Genomic DNA, 10,783 nt, shown 5'->3' on the forward strand with positions numbered 1-10,783 from the left:
GACCTGTTCAACTCTGGTGGCGCTGGTCCAGCTGGGTTTGGGGCAACACCCGCCTAGAGATCGTCGAACTTGGCCGAGCCGCGTTGGTTTGTGTAAAAGGACGTTCGGCGGAAGGTGTCCAGGCCCGCCAGCGGGGGCGTGATCGGGTCCTCGTTGGGGTGGCCCGCCGCGAGAATGTACAACGGCGTGCGTCCGATGTTGTCCAGTCCACAGAATTCGGCGACGGTCGAGTCGTGGAAGGCCGCGGTCTGGAATGGACCTAAGCCAAGGGCCGTGGCGGCAAGCGCGAACGTCTGGCCCAGGTGTCCGGCATTGAGCAGACATATCCGATAGGCGCGCGGGGTGCGGTATTTGCTGAGCATGCGGTCGATCGTCGTGCAGAGGACCACGATAAACGCGGTCGCGCCTGCCCATTCCTGCCTGCCGCACAGCTCGACTACCTGGTCGCGGGTCAGCCCTTCGCCGAGCAGCTCCAGCGAATGCTCGAGACAGTTGTAATGGTAGGTGCCTGGCGGCACCCCCTCGACGTTGAGAACACCGACATACGCATCGATTTCCTGGCGGCTGCCGCCGGATGCGCTGGTGCGTCGCATCAACGCGCTGCGGCCCGAGTCGATAAAATCGACCGGCCCGAATACCGTTGCCAGCAGCGCCGAGAACGTTTCCAAGGACACCGGCTGGTCGGTGAAATCGCGGTGTGTCCGCCGGCGGTGCAAAACCTGGTCGAATGGCTCCGATAGCCGGGTAGATCCGCGGGGCAGCAACAACCGATCTGCCTCGGGGTACGTGGTGAACAGGGTATGCACCCGATGTTTGATGCCATCGTCAACCACTTCGTCCGCGTCGTTTGCCGTGGACTCCAAAGAATCGAAGGTCAGATCGACTCGGACGTAGTGCTCGTCTTGGGTGGCGTAGTGAAATAGCGACGCCTCGGGCGCCCAGGGACCCCACTGATCGAAGATCTTCTCGTCTTCGGTGGCCTCATCGCTTCCCTCCTGCAGCAAGAGGCTGTTCTCGCGCAATACCGCCACAGCTTCTTCGATGGACGCTCGGTCGAAGCCCACGAGGTCCTCCATAGCCCTGTCGAGTTCAATCCAGTCGTCAAAGGCGGCGAGCATCTCAACGGCAACCGGGTGCAGCTCAAGAGGTGACAGGCGCGGATAGCCATGTACGACAAAGGCGGCGGCATGCCAATAACAAACGAGACATCGCCGCCGCCTCAGCCGCATCGATCATTTGCTCCTGGTCTCGACCCAGATCCACCTTCGGCGAGTGTTCATGAACCGACCTCCGGCTGGATCCATCAACAGCCTCCCGGGCTTATCTCTCGGGGTACCAGAATGGGGTTGCGCTGGTCCTGTCTGTCCGGGTCAACGCAACGGGCTTGAGCGTAAACTTACGCATCTTGTGTTCACCTCCTTTTGCGGGAACGCGGGAACGTGCTTGGCAATGCCGCATTAGCTGAAAAGCCTTTATACCTGGGTTTCATGTGTTCTGCCTGACACGGTACTGGTGACCAGCTGCCAATTGCACTGATGCCGATATCGCCGGCCACGCGTCGGCTGGCGGCGCTGTGCGGTAGGCGGTTTGGTTGTTCTGGGCGAAGGTGAGATCACGAGCAGTGTCGGGTCGCTGATCGAGATCCATCCAGCGTCTGCATCTCAGCGGCCCGCAGCGAAGAGCCGCTCCAGTGCGACCCTGCCCGCGCTGTCCTCGGCGTGCACGACCGCGACATCCCAGTAGTGGTATCCGCGGTCAGAAACTGACTTGTCCAAAACCGAGGCGATGGTTGGCACCTCATCGATCGACACGACCTGAATCGGCTCGCCGAAATCGTCCCAAATGCCGACAAACGAGTAGCCGGCATCCCGGAGCTTCCCCCAAACAGCGGTCGGGTCGGCTACGCCCGCCATGCGGGAGAGGTAGTGATCATATTCGAAGAACAGCACCGGGCGAGAACTTGAGTATGCCCGCGCGAGCGCCGGGATCAGCGTCGTGTCGTGGCCGTCCGTGTCCGATTTGACAAGCCGGATTGGCGGCAATTCTGGGTGACGAATCCGCAGTTCGGTCACGGTCAGTGCGGCAGCCGGCACGGGTGCGCCGCCCTGGGCGAAGCGGGTCGTGCCGCCCTTGCGGATCGCGCCGAGACCCGAGGCCTCGCCCTTATCGGTGACTAGAAGCCCGAATTCGATCACGCAGCGGTCGTCGGACCCGACATTGCGTTTCAGGTACGGCAGGTACTCATGGTCCGCCTCGACACAGAGCACGCGGGCGTCAACTTTCGTAAGGATCTGCACCGCGGAGTCACCGATATTCGCACCGACGTCGATGACGCCGAGAGGCTGGTCGATCTCACCGAGGCTGACCGCCAGATCCACGAGATTCTGACCGTACCTGGGGAAAAGGCGAACGTGGTCCGGAAGCCGGTGCGATCGTGGCATCGCCAGCGAAACACCCTGCACGTCGCGCATGACTGTGCGACGGCCGACCGACTGGCGAACCTTGCGATTGGAAAGACGTTGTGCGAGTTGGCGAAGCCGCCGGCGATAGGTCATCGCTTTCCGCTCGGATTCACCCGCAGATCATACCGCTCCCATGCGGTTGAGCAACGCAATGCTGGCACCGTCGCGGCTTGGCAACGTGACGCTGCAGTCACGTTCGGGTCCGAATGTGACTGCAACGTCACGCTCGCGGCCCGCTATCCGACCTCGCTGCCACACCCGGCGGCCGCCAACAGCCACGCGTACTGGAAAGCGGTCTCCTTCCAGCGTTCGTATCGTCCGCTGATCCCCGCGTGTCCCGCGTTCATCTGCGTCTTCAACAGCACCGGATTGCCGTCGGCTTTGGCGTGGCGAAGCGCTGCAACCCATTTGGCCGGCTCCACGTAGTAGACCCGGGTGTCGTTGAGCGACGTCATCGCCAGGATTGCCGGGTACGGTTTGTCCGCCACGTTTTCATACGGTGAGTACGACTTCATGTATGCATAGACATCGCTATCGCTCAGCGGGTTTCCCCATTCGTCCCACTCGGTAACGGTCAACGGCAACGAAGGATCAAGGATGGTGGTCAGCGGGTCGACAAAGGGCACCTGCGCCAGAATTCCGGCGAAGAGCTCCGGCGCCATGTTGGCCACCGCGCCCACCAGCAAGCCGCCCGCGCTGCCGCCCAGAGCCACCAGCTGCTCCGGCCGCGTCAGCCCTGAACCCACCAGATGCTTTGCCACCGCGATGAAATCGGTGAAGGTGTTCTTCTTGTGCAGTACCTTGCCGTGCTCGTACCACAAGCGGCCCATCTCGCCGCCGCCGCGAACATGCGCGATAACGAACACCATTCCCCGGTCCAGTAGCGACAGCCGGGCAATGGAAAACTGGGGGTCTTCACAGATCTCGTACGCACCGTAGCCGTAGACGACTGCGGGCGCCGGGAATTCGATGCCGGTCCGGTGCACGATCGAAACCGGGATCCGAGTCCCGTCGTCGCTGTGCGCCCAATCGCGGCGCTCCACGTAGTCTTCGCGACGGTAGCCGCCCAGGACCGGCTGCTCTTTGAGTAAGGTGCGCCCGCCGGTGACCAGATCAATGTCGTAGATCCGCACTGGAGTGATGAAAGATCCCGCGCCGACACGCAACTTGGGGGAGTCCCAGTTGGGGTTGGGACCCAGCCCGGCCGCCATCAGCTCGGAGTCGAAGGCGATCTCCTCCGGTGCGCCGTAGCCGCCCTCGGTGTCGAGCGGCCACAACTGGATCCGGGGCAACGCTTCACGCCGGTAGCTGACCACCACGTGGCCGGCGAAGGCATCCACGCCGTCGAGCCGGACGTCCTCACGGTGCGCAACCAGGGTGCGTTGCCGGCCCGGATCCTCAACCGGGGCTTCTACCAGCGTGAAGTTGACCGCACCGTCGTTGTGCAGGATGAGAAAGCGATCCTGGCCGCCCACGATCGCGTGCTCGACCGAGTACTCGACGCCGTCGCGGCGCGGCAGCACGACCGCGAATTGTGCTGCCGGGTCGGCCGAGTCTGCGTAGCGAACCTCGGAGGTGACCGACGATCCCGCCGCGATGACGACATAGGCGTTGCTGCGGGTGCGCCCCACCGCAAGCCAAAACCGTTCGTCGGACTCGTGATAAACCTGCTCGGACGCGGCGCCCGGGCCGAGCCGGTAGCGCCATACCATGTCCGGGCGCCACGCGGCGTCCACGGTGGTGTAGTAGACGGTGCGGTGGTCTGCAGCCCACGTCGCTCCGGGGCCGATGCCCACGATTTCGTCGGGATAACGTTGTCCGGTGCGTAAATCCTTGAACCGCAGTGTGTATCGCTCGTCACCGACGACGTCGACGGAGTAGGCAAGGACGTTGCCGTCTAGGCTGACGGTCAGCGCGCCAAGTGCGAAGAAGTCGCGCCCTTCGGCTTCGGCGTTCTCGTCGAGCAGCACCTGCTCACCGGGTATCTCGGTGTTCTCGTCGAACCGCGGCGGATCCCAGTCGCCGGGATCGGCAACCGGACAACGACAGTGCACGCCGTATTGCTTGCCCTCGAAGGTGCGGGCGTAGTACCACCAGTCGCCGCGCCGGGCGGGCACCGACAGGTCGGTCTCCTTGGTGCGCGCCTTGATCTCGTCGAAGATCTTGCGCCGCAATGATTCCAGATGAGCGGTCGCCTGATCGGTATAGGCGTTCTCCGCCTCCAGATAGGCGATCACCTCGGGATTGTCTTTGTCGCGCAGCCATTCATAGGGGTCGACGAAGACGTCGCCGTGGTGCTCCCGCCGAGTCTCCACCCGCTTGGCCACCGGCGCGGCGGCGTGCTCGGTCATGCCTCTGGTCCGATCCAGTCTCCGAAGCGCAAACCCGAAATGCGTTCGTAGGCTTCGATGTAACGTTCGCGTGTCGCTTCGACGATGCTGGCGGGCAGTGGCGGCGGTGACTGGTCACCGCCGCGGTCCCACCCGGACTGCGGGCTGGTCAGCCAATTGCGGACGAACTGCTTGTCGAAGCTGCTCTGCACCACTCCGGGCCGGTACTCGTCGGCCGGCCAGTACCGCGACGAGTCGGGGGTGAAGACCTCGTCGGCCAGCAGCAGGTTGCCGCCGCTGTCGATACCGAACTCGAACTTGGTGTCGGCGATGATGATCCCTTTCCGCAGGGCGTGATCGGCGGCCTGAACGTAGATCTGCAAGGTTCGGTCGCGCAGCTGGTTGGCACGCATTCCGCCGACCATCTCGATCACCCGGGCAAACGAGATGTTCTCATCGTGGTCGCCCAGCGCGGCTTTGGTCGCAGGGGTGAACAGCGGTGCGGCGAACTTGCTGGCCTCGACCAGCCCGGACGGCAGGGCGATTCCGCAGACCTTTCCGGTGGCCTGGTAGTCGAGCAGACCAGAGCCGGTCAAATAGCCGCGCGCCACGCATTCCACCGGAAGCATCTCCAGGCGGCGCACGACCAGTGCCCGGCCCAGCACCTGATCGGGGATGCGCGGATCATCGGGCGGTCCGGCCAGGTGATTCGGGGTGTCGACCAGACCGAAGAAGAACACGCTCATCGCGGTCAGGATGCGGCCCTTGTCGGGGATGGTGCTGTCCAGGACGTAGTCGTACGCCGAGATCCGGTCGGTGGCAACCAGCAGCAGGTGGTCGTCGTCGACGCGATAGATCTCCCTGACTTTGCCACTGGCCAGATGCTGGTAGTCGGACAGTGCGGGACGCAGCATCGGGTCAGCCTATCGGGGCACTCGGACCGGACGCTGTGCTGGTATCAGTGCTATGCGATCACGGTTTCTGCCTTACTCGACCAGACCCGTCCGGCTGGCCATTCAGCTGTTCAGCGATATCAGCGTTGCCGCGTGGACGACCCTGTGGGTGTTGGTCGGCATCGCCGTCCACAGCGCCATCTCGACCATCGCCGAGGCGGGCCGCCAAATTGAGAACGGCTCGCGCGGCATTGCCGGAAACCTGGCGTCGGCGGGCCACGGCGCGTCGCACATCCCGCTGGTCGGTGACGCGGTCAGCAAGCCGATCACGGCCGCCAGCGAGGCCGCACTCGACATCGCCGGCGCCGGACATAACCTGGACACCACCGCGAGCTGGCTGGCCGTGCTGCTGGCGCTGGCGGTGGCCGCGACGCCCATCCTCGCCGTCGCCATGCCGTGGCTGTTCTTGCGGCTGCGGTTTTTCCGCCGCAAGGTGACGGTGACGGCCCTGGCGGCCAGTGCGGCGGGTCAGCAGCTGCTGGCCCTGCGGGCGCTGGCCAACCGGTCGCCGGCCAAGCTCGCCGCCGTCAGCGCGGATCCGGTCGGCGGCTGGCGCCGTGAGGATCCCGCCACCATCCGGGGCCTGGCCGCACTCGAACTGCGGGCGGCCGGGATCAGGCTGCGCACGCGCTAACCGCGGCCTCCCGCGATCGCACGCCCGGCACGCAGCAATCCGGCGATGGCCACGATCAGCCACGCCGTCAACGCGTCCCAGAAGAAGACCAGCGAAACGGTGATCAAGGACCGCCGGTCCAGCTCGATCGCCATGGCGTAGGTGGCCGCGGAGTACATGCCCAGCGGGAACACGAACGCCCACCACACCCCGGCGAAGCGCAGCATGTCGGGGCGTCGGCCGATCCGGTGCAGGCCGAAATAGACGAGCGGCGGTATCCACAGCGTGGCCACCACCCAGGTGACCATGGTGACCACCAGCACCGGTCCGGCCAGCCAGGCCGGAGCCGCAGCATGGATGGTGTCACCGGCCAGCGTCGCGATGGCCAGGCCGCCCATCAAAATCCAGGTATCGGGTTCGAAGCCATCGAGATCCTGGCGCTCGGTGACCGCACGCCACAGGATCAGCGACGTCATCAGCGCGTAGCTGCACAGCGCGGCCCCCCAGACGGGCCCGGCCACCCACAGCCACCAGGGCTCGCGGCGCGCCACCGTCGCGGCCACGATCGCCAGACCCGAGGTGCCCACGCTGGCCAACTCCCAGGCCCCGTGCGCCCGGTCCCGCAGTCCCGCCCAACCGCGGCCCGACATGTTTTTTGCCGTGAGGGCAACCAGCGTCAGCCACGACGACAGCGCCACCACGCCGAGGATGCGCAGCACCGTTCGCTGCGATGCCAAGCGACTGTCCAGCACCGCGCAGGCGGCGACGAAGGTGAACAGTCCCAACGTCACATCGGGATCTTCGAAGTTCCAGGAGGACCGGGAGGACAACGCCCCGGTGGCCAGTACCAGGGCGACAAGGACGAGCAATCCCAGCGTGGCCAGCACGCCCAGCGAGTCGCTAAGCCCCCGGTAATGGTGATCGCGTGCAGCGATCGACAGGATTCCTGTCGCCATCACCGCGGCGAAGACATCCGGTGAGGGCTCGGCATCGGCGAGCCGGATCGTCACTGCCCCTCACGAAGTTCCACGACCAGGTGGCGGATACCGGTGTGGCGGTTGCTGCGGGTCCATTCGACCGGCTGCACGACTTCTACGCCACCAAACCGGGAGAGCAGTTCCTCGAACAGCACCCGCAGTTCCAGCCGAGCCAGATTGGCGCCCAGACAGTAGTGCACACCTTGGCCGAACCCTAAGTGCGGGTTGGGCTTTCGGGTGATGTCGAACTCGTCGGCGTGGTCGAACACGGCGGCGTCGCGGTTGGCCGAACCCTCCCAGATCTGTACCTTCTGCCCCGCCCGGATAGAGTGTCCGCCCAGGCTGACATCGCGGGTGGCGGTGCGCCGCTTGGACGGCGACGGCGAGGTCCAGCGAACCATCTCCTCGACCGCCGTCGGCAACATCTCGAGATCGTTGCGCAGCGCCCGCAATTGCTCGGGGTGTTCGGCCAGCGCCAGCAGCCCACCGCCCACCGCGTTGCGTGTCGTCTCGGCGCCGGCGCTGAACAGCAGGCTGAAGAACAGATAGAGCTCCAGATCCGACAGAGCCGGCGCATCTTGATCGTCGAGCATCGCGTTCGCCACGACAGACAACATGTCGTCGGTGGGGTCGGCGCGCTTGGACGCGATCAACTGCTGGCCGTAGGCGTACATCCGGGACCCGGCCTGCGCGGCTTCTTCGGAAACCAACACCGGCGACAGCGGCGACAGGGACGCCTTGCGGGAGCCGCCGAAGTCGAACTGCGGCTCGATCGCCTCGAACAGCCAATGCCGTTCGGACTCCGGCACTCCCAACAGAATGCAGATCATCTGCATGGGCAGTTCGGCGGCGATCTCGACCAGGAAATCGACCGGTTCGCCCGGCCGCACCGCGTCCAGCAGCCGGCGGGCTCGGGCCCGCAGGTCGTCCTCGACGTGGCGAATCATCCGCGGCGTCAGCCCGGAGCTGACGAGCCGGCGAATCTGGGCGTGCCGCGGGTCGTCCATCATGTTGAGCACCTGGCCGGCGATGGCCAAGTCCTGCAGCAGCGTGCCGCCGAACGGCCGCTCGCCGCCGGTGACCGACGAGTATGTCACCGGATCCTTCAGCACCGCAAGCGTTTCCGGGTATGTGGCGACCGACCAGAAGCCTTCGCCGTCGGGGGTGTTGTCGGTCGGCTGGTGCCAGTACACCGGCGCTTCCCGGCGGTGCACGGCGAAGAGGTCGTGCGGGAATCCGTTGGCGAAGTTGTCCAGGTCGGTGAAGTCGATGCTCGAGAGCGCGCCCGCGAGAGTCATAGGATTGCTCCTGGTGTGTACTTAGCGGCGTCCGGGTAGCGGCCTACCAGCTCGGCTATCATCGCGGCCACCTCGTCGACCTGGTCGGCGGCGGCTCCGGTGAACGCCGCGCGGTCGGCCAGGGCAGCGTCCAGCGCCGGCCGGTCCAGGGGCAGCCGCGGATCGGCGGCCAACCGGTCCAGCAGGTCGGGCTCGGCGCCCTCGCGCATGGCCAGTGCGGTGGCCACCGCGTGTTCGCGGATCACGTGGTGCGCGCTCTCGCGGCCCATACCCGCGCGCACCGCCGCCATCAACACCTTGGTGGTCGCCAGGAACGGTAGGTAGCGGTCCAGCTCCCGCTGGATCACCCGCGGGTAGGCGCCGAATTCGTCGAGGACCGTCAGAAATGTCTCCAGTTGTCCGTCGATGGCAAAAAAGCTGTCCGGCAACGCAACTCGGCGTATCACCGAGCAGAAGACGTCGCCTTCGTTCCACTGCGCTCCGGCCATTTCCGCGGCCATCGAGGCATACCCGCGCAGCACCACCTGCAGCCCGTTCACCCGTTCGCAACTGCGGGTGTTCATCTTGTGCGGCATCGCCGACGAGCCGACCTGTCCCGGTGCGAAACCTTCGGTGACCAGTTCGTGCCCGGCCATCAGCCGGATGGTGTGCGCCAGCGACGACGGACCCGCGCCAAGCTGCACCAGCGCGGACACCACGTCGTGGTCCAGCGAGCGCGGATACACCTGCCCGACACTGGTCAAAACGGTTGTGAAACCTAGGAAGTCAGCGATGCGGCGTTCGAGTCGGGCCAGCTTGGCCGGCTGACCGCCCAGCAGGTCGAGCATGTCCTGCGCGGTGCCCATCGGGCCTTTGATGCCACGCAGGGGGTAGCGGTCGATCAGTTCTCGCAGCCTGGTCAACGCGGTGAGCATCTCCTGCGCCGCCGAGGCGAAACGCTTGCCCAAAGTGGTGGCCTGGGCGGCGACGTTGTGACTGCGCCCGGTCATCACCAGGTCGCGGTAGGCCACCGATCGCTCCGCCAGCCGGGCCACCGCTGCCACGCCGTGAGAGAAAACCAACTCCAGCGATTGGCGGATCTGCAGCTGCTCGACGTTCTCGGTCAGATCGCGGCTGGTCATGCCCTTGTGCACCTGCTGGTGACCGGCGAGGTCGTTGAATTCCTCGATGCGGGCCTTGACGTCGTGGCGCAGCACCCGCTCCCGCGCGGCGATCGAGGCCAGGTCCACATCGTCGAGCACCCGCTCGTAGTCGGCGATCGCCGCCTGCGGAACCGCCACTTCCAGTTCGGCCTGAGCCCGCAGCACCGCCAGCCAGAGCCGCCGCTCGGCGACCACCTTGGCTTCCGGCGACCAGATCGCAACCATCTCGGCGCTGGCGTAGCGGGTGGCCAGCACGTTCGGAATGCCCACGAAGACACAGCTTACGGTCGGGCGCGGCCCTGGTTTGATTTCCCGGCTCCTCAGCGAGCTGTCCTCCTCGCCGGTCAACCGATGCCGCCTAAGCACTTGACTTCGCTAAGGGGCAGGGCATTCGCCGGTAAGCGCATTCTTAGGTGAGGCACGGCCATTTTGGATGATCAAGGCGAAATCGGGATTTCACACCCCGTACGGCGATATGATTCGCTCCTGCCCAAGGGTTGATGGTGGCCCGGGGCGTCTCCCGGGTGTCCGTCCTGGCTTGTTGGGTCATGGCCTAGTGGGAGGTGTCCGATGTCGTTTGTGGTCGCGGTGCCGGAGTTGATGGCCGCAGCGGCCACGGATTTGGCGGGAATCGGTTCGACGATGGGGGCGGCCAACGCCGCGGCGGCGGGCAACATCGAGGCGGTGCTGGCCGCGGGCGCTGATGAGGTGTCGGCGGCGGTGGCGGCGTTGTTTGGCGCGCACGCCCAGTCCTATCGAGCGGTGAGTGCGCAGGCGGCGGCGTTTCATGACCAGCTTGTGCAGGCCTTGACCGCCGGCGCGGGGTCCTATGCGGCCGCCGAGGCCGCCAGCGCCGCGTCGATAACCAGCCCGCTGCTTAACGCGATCAACGCGCCCTTCTTGGCGGCTACCGGGCGCCCGCTGATCGGCAACGGCGCCAACGCGGCGGCGGGGTCCGGGGCCGCCGGCGGGGCCGGCGGGTGGTTGTACGGCAACGGAGGCGCGGGC

9 protein-coding genes are annotated in these 10,783 nt (G+C 65.8%); 2 read left to right on the plus strand and 7 right to left on the minus strand.

Going from position 1 to position 10,783, the window contains the following annotated elements; genetic code table 11:
• Positions 1-53: 53 nt before the first annotated feature.
• The 4 genes from EET13_RS24965 to EET13_RS24980 form a co-directional block, all read right to left on the minus strand.
• Positions 54-1,064, minus strand: a complete 1,011-nt coding sequence (locus EET13_RS24965; protein ID WP_211189136.1) for a SagB/ThcOx family dehydrogenase — start codon at positions 1,062-1,064, stop codon at positions 54-56.
• Positions 1,065-1,661: 597 nt separating this feature from the next.
• Positions 1,662-2,555 carry an FkbM family methyltransferase gene (locus EET13_RS24970; protein ID WP_122444777.1) on the minus strand — a complete coding sequence of 298 codons (894 nt, stop codon included), beginning with the start codon at positions 2,553-2,555 and terminating at the stop codon, positions 1,662-1,664.
• Between the two features lie 143 nt (positions 2,556-2,698).
• Complete coding sequence (locus EET13_RS24975; RefSeq protein ID WP_122444778.1) at positions 2,699-4,813, minus strand: S9 family peptidase; 2,115 nt, start codon at positions 4,811-4,813, stop codon at positions 2,699-2,701.
• Positions 4,810-5,703 carry a phosphoribosylaminoimidazolesuccinocarboxamide synthase gene (locus tag EET13_RS24980; RefSeq protein WP_122444783.1) on the minus strand — a complete coding sequence of 298 codons (894 nt, stop codon included), beginning with the start codon at positions 5,701-5,703 and terminating at the stop codon, positions 4,810-4,812. Before EET13_RS24980 ends, EET13_RS24975 begins: the two co-directional genes overlap by 4 nt.
• A gap of 55 nt (positions 5,704-5,758) precedes the next feature.
• On the opposite strand from EET13_RS24980, the gene EET13_RS24985 reads away from it, so the two are divergent.
• The gene (locus EET13_RS24985; RefSeq protein WP_122444779.1) at positions 5,759-6,379 is read left to right on the plus strand and encodes a hypothetical protein; all 621 of its coding nucleotides are present in this window, start codon (positions 5,759-5,761) and stop codon (positions 6,377-6,379) included.
• Here EET13_RS24985 and EET13_RS24990 read toward each other — a convergent pair.
• Genes EET13_RS24990 through purB form a run of 3 tightly spaced genes read right to left on the minus strand, consistent with a single transcriptional unit; the run spans position 6,376 to position 10,045 of the window.
• Positions 6,376-7,368, minus strand: coding sequence for a tellurite resistance/C4-dicarboxylate transporter family protein (locus EET13_RS24990; RefSeq protein ID WP_122444780.1), 993 nt, complete (start codon positions 7,366-7,368; stop codon positions 6,376-6,378). The genes EET13_RS24985 and EET13_RS24990 overlap by 4 nt on opposite strands.
• Positions 7,365-8,633, minus strand: coding sequence for a cytochrome P450 (locus EET13_RS24995; protein ID WP_122444781.1), 1,269 nt, complete (start codon positions 8,631-8,633; stop codon positions 7,365-7,367). The genes EET13_RS24990 and EET13_RS24995 overlap by 4 nt, the downstream gene beginning before the upstream one ends.
• Positions 8,630-10,045, minus strand: a complete 1,416-nt coding sequence (purB, locus tag EET13_RS25000) for an adenylosuccinate lyase (RefSeq protein ID WP_122444782.1) — start codon at positions 10,043-10,045, stop codon at positions 8,630-8,632. Before purB ends, EET13_RS24995 begins: the two co-directional genes overlap by 4 nt.
• Before the next feature lie 300 nt (positions 10,046-10,345).
• Here purB and EET13_RS25005 point away from each other — a divergent pair.
• The coding region (locus EET13_RS25005; RefSeq protein ID WP_136623248.1) for a PE family protein at positions 10,346-10,783 on the plus strand (438 nt) is incomplete at its 3' end.

It is taken from the genome of Mycobacterium attenuatum (genome assembly GCF_900566085.1).
Classification (GTDB): Bacteria; Actinomycetota; Actinomycetes; order Mycobacteriales; family Mycobacteriaceae; genus Mycobacterium; species Mycobacterium attenuatum.